At 69.1% G+C, this 22,266-nt stretch carries 21 protein-coding genes; 19 read left to right on the plus strand and 2 right to left on the minus strand.

The annotated features are described in order from the left end of the window. Positions 1-7 precede the first annotated feature (7 nt). The 7 genes from aroC to nusB all read left to right on the plus strand — a co-directional run bounded on the left by aroC (position 8) and on the right by nusB (position 5,843). Positions 8-1,216, plus strand: a complete 1,209-nt coding sequence (gene aroC / locus GIY23_RS09160) for a chorismate synthase (protein ID WP_154076258.1) — start codon at positions 8-10, stop codon at positions 1,214-1,216. Further along, positions 1,213-1,749, plus strand: a complete 537-nt coding sequence (locus GIY23_RS09165; RefSeq protein ID WP_154076259.1) for a shikimate kinase — start codon at positions 1,213-1,215, stop codon at positions 1,747-1,749. Before aroC ends, GIY23_RS09165 begins: the two co-directional genes overlap by 4 nt. A gap of 51 nt (positions 1,750-1,800) precedes the next feature. Further along, a complete protein-coding gene (gene aroB / locus GIY23_RS09170) occupies positions 1,801-2,916 on the plus strand; it encodes a 3-dehydroquinate synthase (protein ID WP_154076260.1) in 1,116 nt (371 codons plus the stop codon). After that, positions 2,913-3,338 carry a type II 3-dehydroquinate dehydratase gene (gene aroQ, locus GIY23_RS09175; RefSeq protein WP_154076261.1) on the plus strand — a complete coding sequence of 142 codons (426 nt, stop codon included), beginning with the start codon at positions 2,913-2,915 and terminating at the stop codon, positions 3,336-3,338. The genes aroB and aroQ overlap by 4 nt, the downstream gene beginning before the upstream one ends. Before the next feature lie 240 nt (positions 3,339-3,578). Next, complete coding sequence (locus GIY23_RS09180; protein ID WP_154076262.1) at positions 3,579-4,688, plus strand: M24 family metallopeptidase; 1,110 nt, start codon at positions 3,579-3,581, stop codon at positions 4,686-4,688. Between the two features lie 73 nt (positions 4,689-4,761). Continuing rightward, positions 4,762-5,325: an elongation factor P gene (efp, locus tag GIY23_RS09185; protein ID WP_154076263.1), complete on the plus strand. Its 564-nt coding sequence runs from the start codon at positions 4,762-4,764 to the stop codon at positions 5,323-5,325. Positions 5,326-5,384: 59 nt separating this feature from the next. Beyond that, positions 5,385-5,843 (plus strand): transcription antitermination factor NusB, encoded by a 459-nt coding sequence (gene nusB / locus GIY23_RS09190; RefSeq protein WP_154078729.1) that lies wholly within the window; start codon positions 5,385-5,387, stop codon positions 5,841-5,843. Between the two features lie 125 nt (positions 5,844-5,968). Here nusB and GIY23_RS09195 read toward each other — a convergent pair whose 3' ends face one another. Then, positions 5,969-7,591, minus strand: coding sequence for a substrate-binding and VWA domain-containing protein (locus GIY23_RS09195; RefSeq protein ID WP_154076264.1), 1,623 nt, complete (start codon positions 7,589-7,591; stop codon positions 5,969-5,971). A gap of 218 nt (positions 7,592-7,809) precedes the next feature. Beyond that, a complete protein-coding gene (bldD, locus tag GIY23_RS09200; RefSeq protein WP_154076265.1) occupies positions 7,810-8,298 on the minus strand; it encodes a transcriptional regulator BldD in 489 nt (162 codons plus the stop codon). 259 nt (positions 8,299-8,557) lie between these two features. Here bldD and pyrR point away from each other — a divergent pair, with 259 nt between their 5' ends. The 12 genes from pyrR (at position 8,558) to GIY23_RS09260 (ending at position 22,147) form a co-directional block, all read left to right on the plus strand. Beyond that, positions 8,558-9,145, plus strand: coding sequence for a bifunctional pyr operon transcriptional regulator/uracil phosphoribosyltransferase PyrR (gene pyrR / locus GIY23_RS09205; protein WP_154076266.1), 588 nt, complete (start codon positions 8,558-8,560; stop codon positions 9,143-9,145). Then, positions 9,145-10,074 carry an aspartate carbamoyltransferase catalytic subunit gene (locus GIY23_RS09210; RefSeq protein WP_154076267.1) on the plus strand — a complete coding sequence of 310 codons (930 nt, stop codon included), beginning with the start codon at positions 9,145-9,147 and terminating at the stop codon, positions 10,072-10,074. Before pyrR ends, GIY23_RS09210 begins: the two co-directional genes overlap by 1 nt. A gap of 135 nt (positions 10,075-10,209) precedes the next feature. Next, positions 10,210-11,514, plus strand: coding sequence for a dihydroorotase (locus GIY23_RS09215; protein ID WP_154076268.1), 1,305 nt, complete (start codon positions 10,210-10,212; stop codon positions 11,512-11,514). Continuing rightward, a complete protein-coding gene (locus GIY23_RS09220; RefSeq protein WP_187352072.1) occupies positions 11,515-12,099 on the plus strand; it encodes a PH-like domain-containing protein in 585 nt (194 codons plus the stop codon). Beyond that, the gene (carA, locus tag GIY23_RS09225; protein ID WP_154076269.1) at positions 12,096-13,217 is read left to right on the plus strand and encodes a glutamine-hydrolyzing carbamoyl-phosphate synthase small subunit; all 1,122 of its coding nucleotides are present in this window, start codon (positions 12,096-12,098) and stop codon (positions 13,215-13,217) included. Before GIY23_RS09220 ends, carA begins: the two co-directional genes overlap by 4 nt. Next, the gene (carB, locus tag GIY23_RS09230) at positions 13,217-16,561 is read left to right on the plus strand and encodes a carbamoyl-phosphate synthase large subunit (protein WP_154076270.1); all 3,345 of its coding nucleotides are present in this window, start codon (positions 13,217-13,219) and stop codon (positions 16,559-16,561) included. The genes carA and carB overlap by 1 nt, the downstream gene beginning before the upstream one ends. After that, positions 16,562-17,407, plus strand: coding sequence for an orotidine-5'-phosphate decarboxylase (gene pyrF / locus GIY23_RS09235; RefSeq protein WP_154076271.1), 846 nt, complete (start codon positions 16,562-16,564; stop codon positions 17,405-17,407). Positions 17,408-17,705: 298 nt separating this feature from the next. After that, entirely contained in the window at positions 17,706-18,428 is a 723-nt protein-coding gene (locus GIY23_RS09240) for a hypothetical protein (protein ID WP_154076272.1), read from the plus strand. Positions 18,429-18,731: 303 nt separating this feature from the next. Next, positions 18,732-19,331, plus strand: a complete 600-nt coding sequence (locus GIY23_RS09245) for an SseB family protein (RefSeq protein WP_154076273.1) — start codon at positions 18,732-18,734, stop codon at positions 19,329-19,331. Beyond that, a complete protein-coding gene (locus tag GIY23_RS09250) occupies positions 19,321-19,806 on the plus strand; it encodes a hypothetical protein (RefSeq protein WP_154076274.1) in 486 nt (161 codons plus the stop codon). Before GIY23_RS09245 ends, GIY23_RS09250 begins: the two co-directional genes overlap by 11 nt. Then, on the plus strand, positions 19,806-21,890 hold the full coding sequence (locus GIY23_RS09255; protein ID WP_154076275.1) for a putative T7SS-secreted protein: 2,085 nt from the start codon (positions 19,806-19,808) through the stop codon (positions 21,888-21,890). The genes GIY23_RS09250 and GIY23_RS09255 overlap by 1 nt, the downstream gene beginning before the upstream one ends. A gap of 5 nt (positions 21,891-21,895) precedes the next feature. Further along, the gene (locus GIY23_RS09260; protein ID WP_154076276.1) at positions 21,896-22,147 is read left to right on the plus strand and encodes a hypothetical protein; all 252 of its coding nucleotides are present in this window, start codon (positions 21,896-21,898) and stop codon (positions 22,145-22,147) included. The last annotated feature ends 119 nt before the right edge of the window (positions 22,148-22,266 follow it).

Genomic DNA, 22,266 nt, shown 5'->3' on the forward strand with positions numbered 1-22,266 from the left:
TCCAGGTGTGCTGCGCTGGATGACCGCTGGAGAATCGCACGGCCCCGCCCTGGTGGCGGTGCTGGAGGGCATGGTGGCCGGGGTGGAGGTCACGACCTCGCAGATCGCCGCGGAGTTGGAGCGTCGCAAACTCGGCTTCGGGCGCAGTCCCCGGATGAACTTCGAGGCCGACGAGCTGGAGATCATCGGAGGGGTCCGGCACGGTCTGACGCAGGGCGGCCCGATCGCGGTCCGCATCGCCAACACCGAGTGGCCCAAGTGGGAGCAGGTGATGGCCGCCGACCCGGTGGAGGCGGACGTGCTGTCCTCGCTGTCTCGCAACGAGCCGCTCACGCGCCCCCGCCCGGGGCACGCGGACCTGCCCGGCATGCAGAAGTACGGCTTCGACGAGTCCCGGCCGGTGCTCGAGCGTGCGAGCGCCCGCGAGACCGCTTCGCGGGTGGCGCTGGGAACGGTGGCGCGACAGTTCCTCCGGCAGTTGCTCGGAGTCGAGATCGTCAGCCATGTCGTCGCGCTCGGCGGGGTCGAAGCCGGCGGGGACACCCTGCCGCAGCCCTCCGATCTCGCCGCGATCGACGAGAATCCGGTTCGTGCCTTCGGCGAGGCGACCACGGAGCGGATGAAGGCCGAGGTCGAGTCCGCGAAGAAGGACGGCGACACGCTCGGTGGTGTCGTGGAGGTGATCGCCTACGGCCTGCCGCCGGGAGTCGGCTCGCACGTCCACTGGGACCGCAAGCTCGACGCCCGGTTGTCCGGGGCGTTGATGAGCATCCAAGCGATCAAGGGTGTGGAGATCGGCGACGGGTTCGCCAACGCGCACCGGCGGGGCAGCCGGGCACACGACGAGATTCACCCGGCCGACGGCGTGAACTGGGTGAGCCGGTCCAGCAACCGCGCGGGCGGACTGGAGGGCGGCATCACCAACGGGGAACCGCTCGTCGTGCGCGCCGCGAAGAAACCGATCTCGAGCCTGCCGCGAGCACTGGCCACAGTGGATGTCGCCACGGGCGAGCCGGCGCAGGCGATGCACCAGCGTTCGGACGTGACCGCGGTGCCGCGGGCGGCGGTGGTGGCCGAGACGATGGTCGCGTTGGTGCTCGCGGAAGCGGTACTGGAGAAGTTCGGTGGCGATTCGCTGCCGGAGACCCGCCGCAACGTGGAGGGCTACCTGGAGACGCTGCGCGAACGTGCCGAGAAGCGGGCGGTGCACGAATGACGCCGCGTGCGGTGGTGATCGGCCCGCCGGGGGCGGGGAAGACGACGGTCGGTGAGCTGCTCGCGGAGGCTTGGCAGCTGCCGTTGCGGGACACCGACGTCGACGTGGAGCGCACGGCGGGGCGCAGCATCGCGGACCTGTTCACCACCGATGGCGAGCCCGTTTTCCGTGCTATGGAGGAGGAAGCGGTCGCGGCGGCGGTCGCCGAGCACGCGGGCGTGGTCGCGCTCGGCGGGGGAGCCGTGCTCTCCGAACGGACCCGGAGCGTGCTGCGCGAGGTTCCGGTGGTGTTCCTCTCGGTCGGGCTCGCGGAGGGTGCGCGACGCACCGGGTTGTCGACGGCCCGCCCGTTGCTGGCGGGGGTCAATCCGAGGGCCACGTTCAAAGCGCTGCTCGACGCCCGGTTGCCGCTGTACCGCGAGGTGGCGACGGTGGAGGTCGACACCGATCACCGCTCGCCCACGGAGGTCGTCGAGGCGGTGCGTGCCGCGCTGACCGGTTGGGGCGCCACGACCGGCAGTGATCATGATTAGTGCGGGGGTGCCCGTGTCCGGGGCTCTCGAGTGTCGTTCGAAGGGAGCGCGATGACGGAGCCGGTGCGGATCCGGGTCGAGACGGATCAGCCGTACGACGTCGTGGTCGGCCGGGGGCTGCTCGGCGAGCTCGTGGAGTTCCTGCGCGGCTCGTCGTCGGTGGCGCTGGTGCACCAGCCGACGCTGACCACGACCGTCGAGACGGTGCGCGACGAACTGCAAGCCGCCGGGGTGGACGCGCATCGGGTCGAGATCCCGGACGCTGAGGACGGCAAGACCCTCCAGGTGGCCGGGTTCTGCTGGGAGGTGCTCGGCCGGATCGGCATGGATCGCGACGGCGTGGTCGTGTCGTTCGGCGGAGGCGCGGTGACCGACATCGCCGGGTTCGTCGCCGCGACGTGGATGCGCGGGGTGCGGGTCGCGCACGTGCCGACGACGTTGTTGTCGATGGTCGACGCCGCGATCGGCGGCAAGACGGGGATCAACACCGACGCGGGCAAGAACCTCGTCGGCGCCTTCCACGAGCCGGCGACGGTGATCGTCGATCTCGCGCTGCTGGAGGGGCTGCCGGAGAACGAGCTGATCGCGGGCATGGCCGAGGTCGTCAAGGGCGGCTTCATCGGCGATCCGGAGATCCTGAACCTCATCGAGGCGGACCCGCACGCCGCGATCGACCCGACCGGTGAGGTGCTCACGGAGTTGGTCCGGCGCAAGATCCAGGTGAAGGCGGACGTGGTCTCGTCGGATCTGCGGGAGTCGCATCTGCGTGAGGTGCTCAACTACGGGCACACGCTGGCGCACGCCATCGAGCGCCGGGAGCGGTACCGCTGGCGGCACGGGGCGGCGGTGAGCGTCGGCCTGGTCTTCGCCGCCGAACTCGGCAGGCTCGCCGGGCGCCTGGACGACGAGACGGCCGACCGCCACAAGCGCGTGCTGGACCTGCTGCACCTGCCGACGACCTACGACCCGTCGGCGTTCGCGCAGCTGGTGGAGACGATGAAGGGCGACAAGAAGAGCCGTTCCGGGGTTCTTCGGTTCGTCGTGCTCGACGGCCTCGCGAAGCCGGGCCGTCTGGAGGGTCCGGACCCGTCGTTGCTGGCCGCCGCGTATTCGGCGGTGACGGGCGAGGAGGGCTCGGCCCGGTCCGGCACGGAGGTGCTGCTGTGAGCGTCCTGGTCCTCAACGGCCCGAACCTGGGCCGTCTCGGCACCCGGGAACCGAGCATCTACGGGCACACCACCTACGCCGACCTCCTCGAGCTGTGCGAGAAGACCGGCAGGGAGTGCGGGGTCGAGGTCGAGGTGCGCCAGACCGACCACGAGGGGGAGATGGTCGGCTGGCTGCACGAGGCGGCGGATCGCGGGTGTCGTGTGGTGCTCAACGCCGCGGCGTGGACGCACTACTCGGTCGCCGTCCGGGACGCGGCGTCGCAGCTGGAGCAGCCGTGGCTCGAGGTGCACCTGTCGAACGTGCACCGGCGGGAGGAGTTCCGGCACCGCAGCCTGCTCTCGGACGTGGCGACGGGCGTGGTCGCCGGTCTGGGAGTGCGCGGGTACGTACTCGCGCTGCGGTGGCTCGCCGAGGCGTGACCGGTGTGTCGCGCAGGCTCATGCTCCACTGTGGACTCGATGAGCAGCGGCGCGCACGGATGCCCATGCAGACGCGGTGCGTGGTCCAGCCGTCGATGAGTGGCCGCGCGGAGCGAGGCTGTGGTCAGGCACGGTGCGCCGAGGGTTTTCCGCCGGTCTGCGCAGAGTCCGTCGCTCCGGCAGGGGCGGGCACCGCTGATCGCGGACGTGACGGCAGGGACAGCGGTTAGGCTGCACCGCATGTCTGAATCCCACGGCCGCCGTCGGCACGCCCTCCGCGCACACCTCCGCGAGCGGGAACTCGACGCCATGTTGATCACCGATCTGCTCAACATCCGCTACCTCACCGGCTTCACCGGCTCGAACGCCGCCCTGGTGGTGCACGCCGGGGACGAGCCCGGTGCCGAACGTCGCACCGTGTTCTGCACCGACGGCCGCTATACCGAGCAGGCCGCTGGCCAGGTGCCGGATCTGGAGACCGTGGTGGAACGCTCCAGTGCACCGGCGCTCGCGGAGCGGCTCGGCGCCGACGCCGCCGCCCACCGCCGTACCGGATTCGAGAGTCACCACGTGACCGTCGACGGCCACGAGGCGCTCACCAGTGCGGCGGGCGAAGCCGAACTTGTGCGTGCCCCGCAGCTGGTGGAGACGCTGCGATTGGTGAAGGACGCCGACGAGCTCGCCGCACTCCACCGCGCCTGTGACGTCGGTGACCGGGCGCTGGCCGACCTCGTCGCCGCGGGGGGACTGCGCGCCGGGAGAACCGAGCGCGAGGTCGCACGGGATCTCGAATCGCGCATGCAGGACTACGGCGCCAGCGGTCCTTCGTTCGACACGATCATCGCTTCCGGTGCGAATTCAGCAGTGCCGCACCACCGGCCGGACGACACGGTGCTCGCCGAGGGTGACTTCGTGAAGATGGACTTCGGCGCACACCTGGACGGATACAACTCGGACATGACCCGCACCGTCGTGCTCGGTGCGCCCGCCGCCTGGCAGCGGGAGATCTACGATCTCGTCCTGGCCGCCCAGCGGGCCGGGTGCGAGGCGGTGCGTTCGGGCGCCGACGTCCGCGAGGTCGACTCGGTGGCGCGCAAGGTGATCGAGGACGCGGGACACGGCGAGCACTTCGTGCACGGCCTCGGGCACGGGATCGGGCTCGAGGTGCACGAGGCACCGTCGTTGTCCCAGCGGGGGGACGGTACTCTGGACGCCGGGATGGCGGTCACCGTCGAGCCCGGCGTTTACCTGCCGGGGCACGGCGGGGTCCGTATCGAGGACACGCTCGTCGTGCGTAGCGGCGCTGCGGAGCCCCTCACCATGACGACGAAGGAACTCGTTTCCGTCTGACGCCCCGCCTGCCTGCGGGAGCGCGGCGTGTCACGTGTTCGACGGCAAGCTGGCAACAGGAGAGACCTCAACCGTGGCGACCACGAACGACCTCAAGAACGGACTGGTGCTCAACCTCGACGGACAGTTGTGGTCCGTCGTGAACTTCCAGCACGTCAAGCCGGGCAAGGGCGCGGCCTTCGTGCGCACCACGCTGAAGAACGTGCTCTCCGGCAAGGTGGTCGACAAGACGTTCAACGCGGGCCTGAAGGTGGAGACCGCCAACGTCGACCGCCGCGAGATGACCTACCTCTACAACGACGGCACCGACTACGTGTTCATGGACCAGGACACCTACGACCAGGTCGGCGTGCCTGCCGATGTGGTTGGCGGGATGGCCGACTTCATGCTGGAGAACTCCAACGTGGTCGTCGCCCGGCACGACGACACCCCGCTGTACGTGGAACTGCCCACGTCGGTGGAGCTGGTCATCGAGCACACCGACCCGGGTGTGCAGGGCGACCGGTCCACCGGTGGCACCAAGCCCGCCTCGCTGGAGACCGGGGCCGAGGTCCAGGTCCCGCTGTTCCTCAACACCGGCGACAAGGTCAAGATCGACCCCCGCGACCGCCGCTACCTGGGGCGCGTCAACAAGTGACCTCACCGGTCGCGGGCGTGGCTCGCGGCGTGGAGGATCAGCCGGAAAGCGAGAGTGAGTTGGGCGGACGGAGCAAGGCCCGCAGGCGCGCGGTCGACGTTCTCTACGAGGCGGACGTGCGCGACCTGGACGCCGTCACACTGTTGACGGAGCGCGTCGGTTCGCCCGAGGTGGCACCGGTCAGCGACTACACGGTGTCCCTCGTCGAGGGGGTGCAGGCGAACCGGTCCCGGATCGACGAGTTGATCGTCGAACACGCCGAGGGCTGGGCGTTGCACCGGATGCCGCCGGTCGACCGTGCGGTGCTGCGGCTCGGGCTCTACGAGCTGTTGTGGAGCGACGACGTGCCGCCGGCCGTGGCCATCGACGAGGCCGTGGAGTTGGCGAAGGCGCTGTCGACGGACGACTCGCCGCGATTCGTCAACGGGGTGCTCGGCCGGATGGCCGGGATCAAGGACCGCCTGCGTCAGGCCGTCCGGACCCCCGAGCAGGGCGCGGACTCCTCGACTGCCGACTGAGCGCGCTCGTCCTGCGGGGCGCAGAAGTTGTCTGTGGGTCTTGTCCCGATGCCCGTCAGGGCATGGTCTCGCGTGCTCGGCCCGTGCAGGGTGAGCGACCACCACCGCAAAGCAAACACAGCTTCTCAGAGGATCTTGCTGAGCGCGGCGTAGAACACCTCGGAGATCTTCGTCGGGTCCGGGGTGGTGAACGACTCGCCGCCGGTGGTCTCGGAGATGACGCGCAGTTCCGACGGGTCGATGTCCGGGCCCACCCCGATGCCGATCACGGCGACCGGCTTGTCCGGGTCCTGGATCGCCCGGATCTCGTCGGACAACTCCTGCAGTGTCAGTGAGTTCGGGTCGTCGTTGGCGCCGTCGGTGAGCACGACGACGAGGTTGGCTTTGCCGGGGTCCCAGGTCCGCAGCTGGCTGCGGTAGGCGGCGAGCACGGAGTCGTACAGTCCGGTGCCGCCGCCGGGTTTCGGTTCGACGTCCTGTAGCGCCCCGACGGAGCCCTTCGCGAAGTGGTCGGCGACCGCGCGCATCGGCAGTAGCTCACGGTGGTCCCGGTCGCCGTCGAGCCGGGTGGAGAACGTCCAGACCCCGAGTTCGGTGGTCGGCTGGAACAGCCCCATCCCTTGCGTCGCGGCTTGCAGGGTGAGGTCCATGCGGGTCTTGTCGGTGCCCGGGACGTCGGCGTCCATCGAGCCGGAGACGTCGAGCAGCACCTGCACGCGGGAGCTGCGGTTGGCCCCCGCCCACGCCGTGAGCACCTCCTCGACGTTCGCTCGGTCCGGCAGCGGTTGGACCGGGCGCGGCTCGGGCCGGATGCCGCCGACGTCCGGCTGCGCGGCGATCAGTCGGCCGTCGGCGGAACGCAGTCCGGCTTCCCCGAAGAACCGGTCGGCTTCCGGTCCGGTCAGTGCCTGCTGGAACCGCTGCGCGGCGTCCCTGACCTCGTCATCGGCGTCGGGCAGGACGACCATCGGGTAGTCGAGGTTCGGCACCGGCACGTCCGGGTATGAGGCGAGGAAGGTCTCCGTGCCGGGCCGGGAGTTGTGGCGCACCACGGCGCCTTCGGTCGCCGGAAACGCGGCCAGTCCCTCACCGGCGCCGGAACGCTGGAACGCGTCCCCGGCGCCCGGAGTGGGATTGAGGGCGACTTTGCGCACCGAGGCGACGAACTGCGCCGGCGGGTTCTCCGTGTCCCGACTCAGCGACTCGAGGCCGAGCAGGGCGGCGGTGCCGATGGCGTTGCCGCTCGGGTCCGGGATGCCGAGCGGTGTCGCCGCCGGGTCGGCGTTGGCGATGTCCTCCCAGCTGGGCACGGTCTCCGGGGCGAGTTCACCGGCAGCCTGCTTGGAGACCGCCCACACGACCGGCGAGGTCGCCAACGAGCGGCCCTGCTCGGACACGTCCGCGCCCCGGTCCCGGGCCTGGCGCAGCCACAGCGTCGAGTCGGGAACCCACACGTCCGGTGTCGAGGATCGTGCGGAGCTCAGCGCGTCCGTGGTCTCCGCGGGGTCGACCGCCGAGACGGTGACCTCGTAGCAGTCCGACCCACTGTCGTCGGCGAGTTCGTCGGCGGCGTCGACCAAGGCGGGAGCGATGTCCGGCGCGGCGGCGACCTGGATCTGCGTGGGTGTGGAGCACGCGAGCGCGACGTTGTAGACGGTGATGCCGCCCGCAGCGACGAGCATCCCGACGAGCACCATGCTCAGCAGAATCCACGGCGAGCCGTAACGCGGGGAATGGTGCCGGCCCATCGGCGTTGACCTCCGTCGTCAGCGCGATCGACCGGGACGCGCGTCGGTTCACGACCGGCGCGCCGATACCCGAGCTGCGGGGGTCGTCGGCAGGCCGCTGCCGTGCGCCTACTCTACGTCGCCGGCGCACAGCTGCGGAAGCCCATTCTTCACACGTAGGTGTGACGGCCCCGCATCCGCTCGGTAGCGGGTGCGGGGCCGGGGAACAGCGGTTCCGGTCAGTCCTCCCGTGCGGGACGGGCCTCCGGGGGCAGCACCCCCCAGTCGATGAGCTGCTCGGTGAGCTCACCCGGGGTCATGTCGTAGATGATGGCGAGCGATCGCAGGTCCTCGGTGCGGATGGAGAGCACCTTGCCGTTGTAGTCGCCACGCTGGCTCTGGATGGTCGCCGCGTAGCGCGCGAGCGGTCCGACCTTCTCGGCGGGCAGCTGTTGGAGCCGTTCGAGGTTGATCACGACCTTCGTGGCGGGCTCCGCGCCGGAGGGGATGCGGCCCTCCGGGAGGAGTTCGGCCACCGGAACCCCGTAGAAGTCGGCGAGTTCGGCCAGCTTCTGCACGGTCACCGCGCGGTCGCCACGTTCATAGGACCCGACGACCACTGCCTTCCACCGACCGCCAGACTTCTGCTCGACGCCGTGCAGCGAGAGTCCCTGCTGCTGGCGGATAGCGCGGAGCTTGCCGCCCAGCGCCTTGGCGTAGTCGCCCATGTGGCGTTTCTCCGTTTCATTCGCCCCGTCGGCCCAGCGCGACCGGCGGGGAGGAAAGCTCAGATCGATACGGAGAGTAATGTTCGCTCGTGAGCGTCACCAGGTCAAGTTGGTCTTGGGTGCTCCGTGGGGCGAGTCCCGCCACACCACCCGGTCGATTGACCCGGGACCGCTGATAGCGTAGCCGACAGCTCGACCACCGTCGGGCTCTCGACGTCCTTTAAGGACCCGTCCGGTGAGGCGGGGAAGGAGGTCCACCGTGGCGTCACGCCGACCGGCGGACGCGGCGGACCCGGCCGGGCAGCGGGAGCTGCTCGCGGCCGGCGACGTCGCGCGCACGATCGCGAGAATCGCGCACCAGGTCATCGAGAAGACCGCCCTCGACAACGGCGGCGACGTCGTGCTCCTCGGCATTCCCCGGCGCGGTGCCCCGCTGGCGCATCGGCTCGGCGCGCGAATCGAGGACTTCAGCGGTGTGAGCGTGCCCACGGGGGCGTTGGACATCACGTTGTACCGCGACGACCTGCGCCAGCGCCCGAACCTGCCGTTGGAGCCGAGCGAGGTGCCCGCTCGGGGAGTGGACGACGCGCTGGTCGTGCTCGTCGACGACGTCCTGTACTCCGGCCGTACCGTGCGGGCCGCGCTCGACGCGCTGCGGGACCTGGGGCGCCCGCGCGCCGTTCAGCTGGCCGTTCTGGTCGATCGTGGCCACCGTGAGCTGCCACTGCGCGCCGACTACGTCGGCAAGAACGTGCCGACCTCCCGTTCCGAGGACGTCGCGGTGCTGCTGGAGGAGACCGACGGCGTGGACGGCGTGCTGCTGCGGCGTCCGGAAGGAGTCGAGTGATGCGCCACCTGCTCTCCACCGAGGCATTGGACGCCGACACGGCCACGGCCGTGCTCGACACCGCGGACACCCTCAAGTCGACCCTGTTGGGGCGTGAGGTGCGCAAGTTGCCCACGTTGCGCGGACGCACGGTCATCACCCTGTTCTACGAGAACTCGACGCGGACGCGGGTGTCGTTCGAAATCGCGGGCAAGTGGATGAGCGCGGACGTGATCAATGTGTCGGCGAGCAGTTCTTCGGTGAACAAGGGCGAGTCACTGCGTGACACCGCGCTGACCCTGTCGTCGGCCGGAGCGGACTGCGTGATCATGCGCCACCCGGCATCCGGGGCCTCGCACCGGCTGGCGCACTGGTTCGACGGCGCCGGAACGCGGGTCGTCAACGCCGGTGACGGGATGCACGAGCACCCGACGCAGGCGCTGCTGGACGCGGCGACGCTGCGGGACCGGCTCGGCGGCCTCGAGGGACGGCGGATCGGCATCGTCGGCGACGTGCTGCACAGCCGCGTCGCGCGCTCGAACGTGCACCTGCTGAGCACGCTCGGGGCAGAAGTCGTGCTCGTGGCGCCACCGACGCTGGTGCCCGCGGGCGTCGCGGACTGGGGCGCCCAGGTGCACCACGAGCTCGACCCGGTGCTGCCGACGCTGGACGCGGTGATGCTGCTGCGGGTGCAGGCCGAGCGGATGCACGGCGGGTTCTTTCCGTCACAGCGGGAGTATTCGATCTCGTACGGCCTCAACGACAAGCGGCTCGCCGCCCTGCCGGAGCACGCGGTGGTGCTGCACCCGGGCCCGATGCTGCGCGGGATGGAGATCGCGCACGCGGTCGCCGACTCGCCCCAGTCGGCCATCACCGAGCAGGTCAACAACGGCGTGCACGTCCGGATGGCCGTCCTCTACCACTTGTTGGCGGGGGAGGAGTCCGCGTGATGTCGGAGGTCCTGGTCGGCTTGCCGGGGTGGTCCGGTTGCATGGGTGGTGGAAGCGGCTCGCGCCGCTTGCCTGACGGCATGACGCCGTGCTGCGGCGCTCAGCTTGGTGGTCGTGTGGAACGGAGGCGGTGTGATGACTGAGCGGGTGCTGCTGAAAGAGGTCCGGCCTTACGGCGAGGGTGAGCCGGTGGACGTGCTCGTCGAGGACGGCATGATCGCCCGGGTTGGGGCGAGCATCGACGTCGACGCCGACGAGATCGTGCACGCCGACGGCGCGATCGCACTACCGGGCTTCGTCGATCTGCACACGCACCTGCGCGAACCGGGGCGCGAGGACGCGGAGACGATCGAGTCCGGCTCGGTCGCCGCGGCACTCGGCGGGTTCACGTCGGTGTTCGCGATGGCCAACACCGACCCCGTCGCCGACAACGCGGTGGTCGTCGAGCACGTGTGGCGGCGCGGCCGCGAGGTGGGGCTGGTCGACGTGCACCCGGTCGGCGCGGTGACTGTGGGCCTGAAGGGCGAGAAGCTCGCCGAGATGGGCACGATGGCGAAGTCCTCGGCGGGTGTGCGGGTGTTCTCCGACGACGGCCTCTGCGTGCACGATCCGCTGCTGATGCGGCGAGCCCTGGAGTACACCGGGGCGCTCGGAGGTGTCCTGGCCCAGCACGCCGAGGACCCGCGGCTGACGGTGGACGCGCAGGCTCACGAGGGGCCGAACGCGGCCCGGCTCGGCCTGACCGGCTGGCCCGCTCCCGCCGAGGAGTCGATCGTCGCCCGCGACTGCCTGCTCGCCGGACACACCGGCGGCTCGCTGCACGTGTGCCACGTCTCGACGCGGGGAACCGCGGACATCCTGCGCTGGTGGAAGTCCGGCGAGGATCGGGGCGGCACGGTCTCGGCCGAGGTCACGCCGCACCACCTGCTGCTCACCGACGAGCTGCTGGAGACCTACGACCCGGTGAACAAGGTCAATCCGCCGCTGCGCACCGACGCGGACGCGCAGGCGCTGCGGCAGGCGCTGGCCGACGGAACCGTCGACTGCGTGGCCACCGACCATGCCCCGCACGCGGCGCAGGACAAGTGCTGCGAGTGGTCGGCGGCACGTCCGGGAATGCTCGGTCTGCAGACCGCACTCGGCGTGGTGGCGAGCACAATGGTGGTGCCGGGGCTGCTCGACTGGCGTGGGGTGGCCCGGGTGATGAGCGAGAACCCGGCCCGGATCGCGAACCTGGGCGACCAGGGACGTCCGATCGCGGAGGGCGAGCCGGCGAACCTGGTTCTCGTCGACCCGGAGCACCGCTGGACGGTGCGGGGCGAGGAGCTGGCGAGCATCGCGGCGAACACTCCGTTCGAGGGGATGGAGTTGCCCGGTCGGGTGCTCACGACGATGTTGCGCGGCAGGATCACCGCGCACGAGGGCAAGGCGAGGCAGTAGATGGAACGCGCATTGTGGGTGCTGGCGCTGGTACTGCTGGCGGCGCTGGTGTTCTTCGGGATGTATCGGGGTTGGCGCAATCGCGCGCGGCGGCAGCAGGACGTCCCGGAGTTCCCGACGGCCCCGGGGGCGATGGTCGAGGACCTGCTCACTCCGGTGACCGGGCTCTACGTCGGCACGACACGTTCCGGCGACTGGCAGGACCGGATCGTTGTCGGCGACATCGGCCATCGCGCGAACGCGACCGCGCACGCGAGCGCGGACGGTGTGCTCCTGGACCGCGACGGAGCGAGTTCCGTGTGGATTCCGAAACAGTCCATCGTGGACGCCCGCGTGGATCACAAGCTGGCGAACAAGGTCGTTCCCGGCGCGGGACTACTGGTGGTGACCTGGCAGCTCGGGGCGCACACGCTCGACACCGGCTTCCGCAGCGACGACACCCCGAACCAGCGCGAGTGGGCGAACACGATCGCCGGACTCGCGCACCGAGAGGACGACGGTCACGACGGTGACCGCACCGAGAACGGCTCCACTGCGGTGTCGCAGAGCGAGTCCGCGAGCGCACGGCAGGAGGGCGAGGAATGAGCGCACACGTACCGGCGGCACTGGTGTTGGAAGACGGCCGGGTGTTCCGTGGCGAGTCGTACGGCCGGGTGGGCCGCACGCTCGGCGAGGTCGTGTTCTCGACCGGGATGACCGGCTACCAGGAGACGTTGACCGACCCCTCGTACCACAAGCAGATCGTTGTGCAGACCGCCCCGCAGATCGGCAACACCGGCTGGAACGACGAGGACGACGAGTCCGGGCAGATCTGGGTCGCGGGTTACGCGGTCCGCGATCCCGCGCGGGTGCCGTCGAACTGGCGCTCGCGCCGCTCGTTGCAGGACGAGCTGCGAGAGCAGGGAATCGTGGGGATCTCCGGCATCGACACCCGAACCGTGACACGCCACATCCGGGAACAGGGCGCGATGCGGGCCGGGATCTTCTCCGGCGAGGCGGTCGGCTCGGACGGGGACCTGGTCGCCGAGGTCCGGGCGAGTGCCGAGATGACCGGATCGGACCTGGCCGGGGACGTGACGACGAAACAGCCGTACGTGGTTCCCGCTCTGGGGGAGAAGAAGTTCACGGTGGCGGCGCTGGATCTGGGCATCAAGTCCAACACGCCGCGGATGATGTCCGAGCGGGGTATGGAGGTCCACGTCCTCCCGCTGACGTCCACTGTGGAGGATCTGCTCGCCGTGCGGCCGGACGGGGTGTTCCTGTCCAACGGTCCCGGCGACCCGGCGACCCAGGACCACGGCGTGGAACTGTGCCGGGAGATCCTGCAGCGGAAGATGCCGCTGTTCGGGATCTGCTTCGGCAACCAGTTGCTCGGGCGCGCGCTCGGTCGCGGCACGTTCAAGATGCGCTACGGGCACCGCGGCATCAACATCCCGGTGATCGACGTGGCGACCGGCAAGGTCGCGATCACCGCGCAGAACCACGGGTTCGCCGTGCAGGGCGAGCCGGGGGAGCGGTTCGACACCGACTTCGGCACGGCACAGATCAGCCACTACTGCCCGAACGACGACACCGTGGAGGGCGTGCGGCTGCTCGACGGTCCCGCGTTCAGCGTCCAGTACCACCCGGAGGCGGCGGCCGGTCCGCACGACGCCGCGCCGCTGTTCGACACGTTCGCAGACCTGATGAGCGAGGCCCGCTGATGCCCAAGCGCACTGACATCGAGCACGTCCTGGTGATCGGGTCGGGTCCGATCGTGATCGGGCAGGCGTGCGAGTTCGACTACTCCGGCACGCAAGCGTGCCGGGTGCTGCGGGAGGAGGGCATCCGGGTCAGCCTGGTGAACTCCAACCCCGCGACGATCATGACGGATCCAGAGTTCGCGGACGCGACCTACGTGGAGCCGATCACGCCGGAGTTCGTGGAGAAGGTCATCGCCGCCGAGCGGCCGGACGCCCTGCTGGCGACCCTGGGCGGTCAGACGGCGTTGAACACGGCGATGGCGCTGGACGAGGCGGGCGTGCTCGCGCGCTACGGCGTGGAACTGATCGGCGCGGACATCGAGGCGATTCAGCGCGGTGAGGACCGGCAGCGGTTCAAAGACATCGTGCGCTCCATCGGCGGCGAAGTGCCGGAGAGCGCGGTGTGCAAGTCGATGGAGGAGGTGCGTTCCTTCGTCGACAAGCACAGTCTGCCGGTGGTGATCCGTCCGAGTTTCACCATGGGCGGTTTGGGTTCGGGCATGGCGCACACCCAGGAAGACCTGGAGCGCATGGCCTCGCTGGGGTTGACGGAGTCCCCGGTGCACGAGGTGCTCATCGAGGAGAGCGTCCTCGGCTGGAAGGAATACGAACTGGAGCTGATGCGCGACCACGCCGACAACGTGGTGGTGATCTGTTCCATCGAGAACGTCGACCCGATGGGCGTGCACACCGGTGACTCGGTGACGGTAGCGCCCGCGATGACCTTGACCGACCGCGAGTACCAGAACATGCGCAACGTCGGCATCGACGTGCTGCGCGAGGTCGGCGTCGACACCGGCGGCTGCAACATCCAGTTCGCGATCCACCCCGAGACGGGGCGCATGGTCGTGATCGAGATGAACCCGCGGGTGTCGCGCTCGTCGGCGCTGGCCTCGAAGGCGACCGGTTTCCCGATCGCCAAGATCGCCGCGAAGCTCGCGGTCGGCTACCGGCTGGACGAGATCCGCAACGACATCACCGGTGAGACGCCGGCGAGTTTCGAGCCGACCCTGGACTACGTGGTGGTCAAGGTGCCTCGGTTCGCGTTCGAGAAGTTCCCGGGTGCGGACCCGGCGTTGACGACGACGATGAAGAGCGTCGGCGAGGCGATGTCGTTGGGCCGCAACTTCACCGAGGCGCTCAACAAGGCGCTGCGCTCGATGGAGACTCCGCGGGTGGGCTTCTGGACGAAGCCTGACCCGGAGAAAGCCACGCTCGAGTCCACTCTGGACGACCTGCGCACCGCGCACGACGGCAGGCTTTACACGATCGAGCGTGCACTGCGGTGGGGCGCGTCGATCGCGGACGTGCACGCGGCGTGCGCCGTCGATCCGTGGTTCCTGGACCAGATCGCGTCGCTGGTCGAGCTGCGCGAGGAGCTGGTGGACGCGGCCGTGCTCGACGCGGAATTGTTGCGTCGCGCGAAGCGGGCCGGTCTGTCGGACCGCCAGATCGCCGCGCTGCGGTCGGAGCTGGCAGGCGAGGACGGGGTGCGGTCGTTGCGGCACCGGCTGAACGTGCGGCCGGTGTTCAAGACGGTCGACACCTGTGCGGCGGAGTTCGAGGCGAAGACCCCGTACCACTACTCGGCCTACGAGCTCGATCCGGCGGCGGAGTCGGAGGTCACCGAGCAGCACGAGAAGCCGAAGGTGATCATTCTCGGTTCGGGCCCGAACCGGATCGGGCAGGGCATCGAGTTCGACTATTCGTGCGTGCACGCGGCGATGGCCTTGCGCAACGCCCCGGACAACGACGGTCGCGGCTACGAGACCGTGATGGTGAACTGCAACCCGGAGACGGTCTCCACGGACTACGACACCTCGGACCGGTTGTACTTCGAGCCGTTGACGTTCGAGGACGTACTGGAGGTCGTGCACTCCGAGCGGGCCTCCGGCACCGTCGCGGGTGTGATCGTGCAGCTCGGCGGGCAGACGCCGCTGGGCCTCGCGCAGCGGCTCTCCGAGGCGGGCGTGCCGATCGTGGGAACCGCACCCGAGGCGATCCATCTGGCAGAGGAGCGCGGCGCGTTCGGTGACGTGCTCACGAACGCCGGTCTGCCGGCGCCGAAGTACGGGACGGCGACGTCGTTCGAGGGTGCCAAACGGATCGCCGACGAGATCGGCTACCCGGTGCTGGTGCGTCCGTCCTATGTGCTCGGTGGGCGCGGGATGGAGATCGTCTACGACGAGGCGTCGCTGGAGAACTACATCGCCCGCGCCACCGAGGTGACGCCGGAACACCCGGTGCTGGTGGACAACTTCCTCGACGACGCGATCGAGATCGACGTCGACGCCCTGTGCGACGGCACCGACGTGTACCTGGGTGGCGTGATGGAACACATCGAGGAGGCCGGGATCCACTCCGGCGACTCGGCGTGCGCGCTGCCGCCGATCACGTTGGCACCGCAGGACATCGAGAAGGTGCGGCGCTCGACCGAGAGGATCGCGCGCGGCATCGGCGTGCACGGCCTGCTCAACGTGCAGTACGCACTCAAGGACGACGTGCTCTACGTCCTGGAAGCGAACCCGCGTGCCAGCCGCACGGTGCCGTTCGTGTCGAAGGCCACGGCCGCGTCGTTGGCGAAGGGGGCGTCGCGGGTGATGCTCGGCGCGAAGATCGCCGACCTGCGCGCGGAGGGCATCCTGCCGCCCACCGGTGACGGTGCGGATCTGCCGATCGATGCCCCGGTGGCGGTCAAGGAGGCGGTGCTGCCGTTCCACCGCTTCCGGACACCCGAGGGGCACGGCGTGGACTCGCTGCTCGGCCCGGAGATGAAGTCGACCGGCGAGGTCATGGGTATCGACACCTCGTTCGGCACCGCGTTCGCGAAGTCGCAAACCGGTTCGTACGGTTCGCTGCCGACCTCCGGACGGGTGTTCGTCTCGGTGGCGAACCGGGACAAGCGGTCGATGGTGTTCCCGGTGAAGCGACTTGCGGACCTGGGCTTCGAGATCCTCGCTACGGCAGGCACGGCGGGTGTGCTGGCACGAAACGGGATCCCGTGCACGGTGGTCGCCAAGCACACCGACCCGGAGTCGGAGGACGCCCGAGACGTCATCGACCTCATCCGGGCCGACGAGGTCGACATGGTGATCAACACCCCGTACGGCAATCCGGCTCCCCGGGTCGACGGCTACGAAATTCGCACTGCGGCCGTGTCGCGCGACATCCCGTGCATCACGACGGTGCAAGGTGCAGCTGCGGCAGTGCAGGGCATCGAAGCGGCGATCCGCGGCAACATCGGGGTCCGTCCGTTGCAGGCGTTGCAGGCCGCGCTGCGCACGAACCTCGATCAAGGAGCCTGAATGACGACGACCCGCCCCAACTTCGGCCAGCGCCTCGCCGACGCGGTCGCCGCGCGGGGAGCGCTCTGCGTGGGCATCGACCCGCATCCGGCTCTGATTCAGGCGTGGGGGCTCGACGAGTCGCCCGGGTCGTTGGAACGCTTCGCGATGACGGCGGTGGAGGCGTTGGCCGGGGAGGTCGCCGTCCTCAAACCGCAGTCGGCGTTCTTCGAGCTCTACGGCGCGGCCGGCATCGCCGTGTTGGAGCGGGTCATCGTCGAGGCTCGTGCGGCGGGTGCGCTCGTCATTCTCGACGCCAAGCGCGGCGACATCGGCTCCACGATGACCGCGTACGCGAACGCGTACCTGGCGGACACTTCGCCGTTGGCGGCGGACGCGCTGACGGTCTCTCCGTACCTCGGGTACGGCTCGCTCGCCCCGGCGATCGGCATCGCCGAGCAGACCGGCCGCGGCGTGTTCGTACTCGCACGGACGTCGAACCCGGAGGGCCAAGAGCTCCAGAAGTCTCGCGACGCGGTCTCCCGCCCGGTCGCACAGTCCATCGTGGACGCCGCTTCGGACACGAACGCGGGGGCGGAACCCATGGGTTACGTCGGGGTGGTCGCGGGCGCGACAATGAAGCCGGGTGAGCTTGACTTGTCCAAGCTCAACGGTCCGATCCTCGCGCCTGGTATCGGCGCACAGGGGGCGATGGTGCAGAGCCTGCGCGGCGTCTTCGGCCCGGCGCTGCCGAACGTCCTGCCTGCGACGGCCCGCGAGGTCCTCGGCAGCGGCCCCGGCATCGACGACCTCCGCTCCGCCGCCCGCCGCACCCGAGACGACCTCGCCACCGCCCTCGCGGTGTGAGGGGCGGAGGGTTCGCTGGATCTAACCGTCGCCGCTTTGGTGAGGTCGGAGTGTGTCGCGACGTCGGTGCAGAACGCTCAAATTCGAGCAAACTCGCCGTGCCGGCAGATCCCGCCCAGTACGATGCTCTCCGCCGTAATGTTGAGCGTTGGGGGATCCCGTGTCCGATCGGTCAGGGTGGAATGAGTCAGGCTCGCCGGGCAGGCCGCCAGAAGCAGGACATAGATGGGAGTGGGGAGCGCAGGCACGTCCGCTGTCGAGGAAACGGAAGAAGTGGCCGTTCATCGTCGTTCCGCTGGTGGGGCTGGCCGGGATTTTCTGCGTTCTCATGCTCGTTGGGATAGTCCGCGTCCTGATCGAGGACGACCAGCAGACGGCGCAGCCGACTCCGGCACCGATCCACACCACCAGTGACGAGCCACCACCCCCTGCGCCGCCGGGTGCACCCGTGCCGTGCGACCCCGACCGCCTGCAACAGATGCGGTGCTTTCCAGCGGATTACGATCCTGACTCGGTCATGGACAGCGTCGGCGCCGATGGATGGGAGTGCCTGCGGGAAGGTGAACGCGGTGACAACGGTTCCACCGTGCTCAAACCGCGACAGTGCGAAGCGAAAGACAACGTCAACCAGAACCACACGATTCGCGCGTCGATCAACTACGATACGTTCCTCTTCCAGCCGAGCGGCAAACTCCAATCGTTCACCCTCTACGCCAGCACCGCAGCTTCGGCAGGTAAGGGTGAGCAGACCACGGAGCAGGACGCGACCGACGCGGTGTTCATGGTTTTCGACATCACCGCAGAACACATCTGGCAGGGCAAGCCCGACAAACTACGGGAAGGAATCGAGGCCTCTGAGCGCCTCAAACCCCGGTGCGCGACCGCGCAGGGGAGGTCGATCACTGGGGTCACCGATACGACCCCATCCGGTTACGAGATCACTTGCAGCAGCCCCGGTCCGACGATCAAGTCCGGGGATACAGTGGTCTACGGTCAGAGGATCGAGATCGCCCCAGCGTGAACCGTGACAGCCGAAAGACCGCTGCGAACCGCAAAGGTGTGGCGCCCCGGGGCGTCCGGAGCTCATCGGTGTGCGAGCTCAGCGAGGGAATCGGCTCGGTGGTGGGCGTAGTCAACGTCCATCTCGAACCGCTTGCGCGGCGTCTTCGGCCTGGCGTCGGCGCACCCGCGACGACCTCGTGACCGCCCTCGTGGCGTGAGGGGACGGACGCGTGATAATGATCATGCCTAGTGTGATCGTGTGCGAATCGGTGCCAGCGTCAGTCATGGTTCCCTTGGGTGATGGCATCGCAAGGAAGGAACCGTGTTGCAGCGCCCCATCGCGACGGACGGCAGCATGGCTGAGCGGCCGCGCTTCGTCCGCTTCGAAGGCACGTTGAACTCGCTCGATTCGGCGTCCGTACCGGACGTGCCGACTACCCTGGGTTTACCGTCCGCATGGGACGAAGAGGCGCTCGACGAACACCCATCTCCTGAGTTGATTGCGGCGGTGCGTGAGGTACTGGGGGGCCACGACGTGATGGACCGCGTGATGAACTTGCTACAGAAGGCGCCGCTGTGGTTGGAAACCGAGGTGGCTTCCGGCGGCGGGGACCGTGTCGTGCGCACTCTGCGCGCTGAGGGTTTGCGCTGGCTACCGTTGTTCTCTTCCCGAACGTTGCTGGCTCGATTCGCTCAAGCCAGTGGACGTGGAAGCGCTGAGATCACCTACGGGTCGTTGACGGGTGCGGAGGTGCTCGACGAGCTGTTGCCGCAGCTGCCGCGCGGCACCGGGATCGTGCTCGATCCGGTCTCCGATCACGTGCTGGCCCTGCCGTCGAAGCTCGAGCCGGAACCGGGCCCGGACGTCAGCGCGAACTCCGACCGCCTCGCGCGCCCGGGGGCTGATCAGCGTGGGGCATGAGGCGTTCGGGGTGGATCTGGCCGCCCTGCAGCAGGCCGAGCAGGGTGTGCGTGATGCCGTCGCCGAGATCGGCGAAGAGGGCATGGGCATGAGAAAGCGCGTGTGGGAAGGCTCGATGTCGGTCGGGCACGACGGCCTGGCCGAGGCGCTGGGGGATTTCGGAGCCCGCTGGGAGTGGGGTGTGCGTTACCTCGTCGACGACGGTGTGGACACCGCCGACGCGCTCTCGGACACGCGTGCCTGGTATCAGAAGGTCGACGACGAGGCGATTGGTCTGCTCAAGGACGGGTTGCAGCTCTCGTTCGGTGACCCGACGGGTGAGATGGGGCAGTGGAGCGAGAAGTCGTGGTCGGAGATTCGCGACGCAACCACTCCGGACTACAGCGTGGAATCGTTCGTGGAGATGACCGAGCAGTCGGGTCAGCGCGTGGAACAGGTCACCGGTTGGGACGTGCCCTCGGTCGGTGATCGTTGATGGTCACCAACGATTCCTCGCTCGGCGAGGACTGGAACAACCTCGTCGAGTGGGGTCAGGACACACTCACCGATGCCGGCCAAGCCGTGGGCCTGATCGACGAGGACCTGGTGCCGGGTGATCCGGCCGCCACGGGCGAGCTGGCCGAGTTCCTGACCACGCTCGGGTCGGCGTTCGAGCGCGCCGCGCAGGGCTTCAAGAAGGTCGATACGGGTGGCTGGCACGGTCAGGCCGCCGACGCCGCTCACGACTATCTGAACGTGGCCGTGCCCAAGTGGTTCACCGCGGCCGACGCGTATGCGGATGCGGGCAAGGCCGTGGCCGATTACCAGAAGGTGCTGGCCGAGGCGAAGCCAAAGGCCCAGCGCGCCAAGGAGGATCTGGAACGGGCGGAGGCGGCCAGCGAGGCCGCCCGGGAGGCGCACGACGCCAAGGTCGAGGGCTATAACACCGCGGTCGCCTCGGCGAATGCCGGCGGACCACCCCCGGGCGCGGCCCCCGGATCGTTCACGGATCCCGCCGCCGGTGATCGAGCAGCGGCTCAGCAGACGATCGCCGATGCGCAAGCGGCGGCCGAAGATGCGGGTGAGCGGGCGGCGGCGGTCGTGCGCGCGGCCGCCGAACAGGCCCCACCCGAGCCCGGGCTGTTGACCCGGCTCAAAGAGAACCTCGTCGATGGCACCCAGAACCTCGCTCGGGGGGTGGGCTCGTTCTACGCCGGTGTCGGCGAATCGGTGCTCGGTATGGGGATGATGCTGCGGCAGAACCCGCTCGATCCCTACTATCTCCTGCACCCGGCGGAGTATGGCGAGGCGCAGACGACGATGGCGATGGGCTTGGTCAGCGCGGTTCAGGATCCTTACGCGGCGGCCAAGACCGTGGTCAACGTGGACGGGTGGCGCAACGACCCGGCGCGGGCAGCCGGGGCCATGGTGCCGGACGCGCTGCTGTCGCTGGCCGGTGGCGCCGGTGCGGCCTCCCGCCTCGGGCGGGGGGCGCACCAGCTCGCTGATGCGGCCAGTGATCTCGGCACCGCGGGTCGCCGTATGGACGATCTCCCGCCCCCATCCCGCACCGGCCCCGACGCACACACCCCGGCCCAGCAGCCGCAGCCGCCGTCGCCGTCGAATCCGCCTCCGGCACCGTGGGAAACCGGCGGGACCAAGCACTGGCAACCGACACCCCTGCACCACACACCCGACAACGGCATGGGCGCCGACCGCGGCCTCCCGGACGCCGGTGCGAACTCAGACCGCCTCGCACCCCCGGTCGAGCGCACCCCGGACCCGGGCCCGAGCCCCGATCACGGCGCAAACTCGGACCGGATCGCCCCGCAATCCGAACCACCGTCGTCGCCGAATGCGGGGGAGTCGAAGTATCCGGAGCACTCGCCCACGACCGCGCTCGACGAGCCCGCACAGCAGGGACTGGGTGACCGTGGCCCGGACGGTAACCCGGCTGCGGGCGAGCGTTCCGAGGTCTCGGCGGAGGATCGGCAGAGTTTCCGGGACCGGGTGGAGAACCGGATGCAAACACCGTGGGAAGAAAACGTGGCACGGGTGCGTGAGGAACATCCGGAGCTGGCGCACCTGGACGATGAGAAGGCCGTCTCGCTGCGCCGCTACGTCGGCGTGGACGCCAACACGCTGAACCACACGCTGCGCGAGGGGGACGCGTTCGACCAGAACTACATGAACCCCGAGGTCAACCTGCTGCGCGGCGCCCTCGACGACATGCCCCGCGTCAACACCGCCGACACCCCGGAAGCGTATCGGGACATGGCCGTCAGCGACGACGCTCTCGGACAGATATTGGAGCGCTACCGCCCCGGCGAGACCATCGAGGAACCCGGTTTCACCAGCGCCAGCAAGGAGCCGCCACCGGACTACTTCACCGAGCACGGCGCGGACAAACCCAACAAGGTCCGATTCACCATCGAAGACCCGCAGCACGCTCGAGACCTCGAATCACTGAACCCCACCGAACGTGAAGTGCTCTTCCAGAACGGCAACCGCTTCCAGGTCGAACAACTCAAGCAAGTCGGCGACGAGATCCACATCCACATGCGAGACAAAGGACAGTGACCAGCATGACTCCAGAAGAGCGGCAAGCACTGATCGACCAGTACATGACCAAGCCGGAAGACGTGAGTCCAGAAGTATGGGCCAGGGGGGAGGAATCGCAGCGTCGTATGAGGGAAAAGCGCGAGCGGGGCGAGGTGCTGACCTCGTGGAGCAAGGACAACACGCCGATCGGGCTCAACGACAACTTCGAGCCCTTCCCCCTCACTCGAAAGACACGCGACGACAACCCCCGAGATGCCGGAGAGCAGGAGCAGTAGAACGCCGTCCGCCGAAGGTCCGCTTGGCAGCACCCGCAGGGGACCTTCGGCCCGATCGTGAGCACGGTCTGTGTGCCGAATCGCCTGAAGATCGACAGGGTGGCGCATCCGCGCGCACT

It is taken from the genome of Allosaccharopolyspora coralli, from assembly GCF_009664835.1.
Lineage (GTDB): Bacteria > Actinomycetota > Actinomycetes > Mycobacteriales > Pseudonocardiaceae > Allosaccharopolyspora > Allosaccharopolyspora coralli.

Coding starts and splice junctions, on each gene's coding strand:
- GIY23_RS09165 (WP_154076259.1), top strand. CDS start 1,213: ATGACGCCGCGTGCGGTGGTGATCGGCCCGCCGGGGGCGGGGAAGACG.
- aroB (WP_154076260.1), top strand. CDS start 1,801: ATGACGGAGCCGGTGCGGATCCGGGTCGAGACGGATCAGCCGTACGAC.
- GIY23_RS09180 (WP_154076262.1), top strand. CDS start 3,579: ATGTCTGAATCCCACGGCCGCCGTCGGCACGCCCTCCGCGCACACCTC.
- GIY23_RS09195 (WP_154076264.1), bottom strand. CDS start 7,591: ATGGGCCGGCACCATTCCCCGCGTTACGGCTCGCCGTGGATTCTGCTG.
- bldD (WP_154076265.1), bottom strand. CDS start 8,298: ATGGGCGACTACGCCAAGGCGCTGGGCGGCAAGCTCCGCGCTATCCGC.
- GIY23_RS09210 (WP_154076267.1), top strand. CDS start 9,145: ATGCGCCACCTGCTCTCCACCGAGGCATTGGACGCCGACACGGCCACG.
- GIY23_RS09215 (WP_154076268.1), top strand. CDS start 10,210: ATGACTGAGCGGGTGCTGCTGAAAGAGGTCCGGCCTTACGGCGAGGGT.
- GIY23_RS09220 (WP_187352072.1), top strand. CDS start 11,515: ATGGAACGCGCATTGTGGGTGCTGGCGCTGGTACTGCTGGCGGCGCTG.
- carA (WP_154076269.1), top strand. CDS start 12,096: ATGAGCGCACACGTACCGGCGGCACTGGTGTTGGAAGACGGCCGGGTG.
- carB (WP_154076270.1), top strand. CDS start 13,217: ATGCCCAAGCGCACTGACATCGAGCACGTCCTGGTGATCGGGTCGGGT.
- pyrF (WP_154076271.1), top strand. CDS start 16,562: ATGACGACGACCCGCCCCAACTTCGGCCAGCGCCTCGCCGACGCGGTC.
- GIY23_RS09255 (WP_154076275.1), top strand. CDS start 19,806: ATGGTCACCAACGATTCCTCGCTCGGCGAGGACTGGAACAACCTCGTC.
- GIY23_RS09260 (WP_154076276.1), top strand. CDS start 21,896: ATGACTCCAGAAGAGCGGCAAGCACTGATCGACCAGTACATGACCAAG.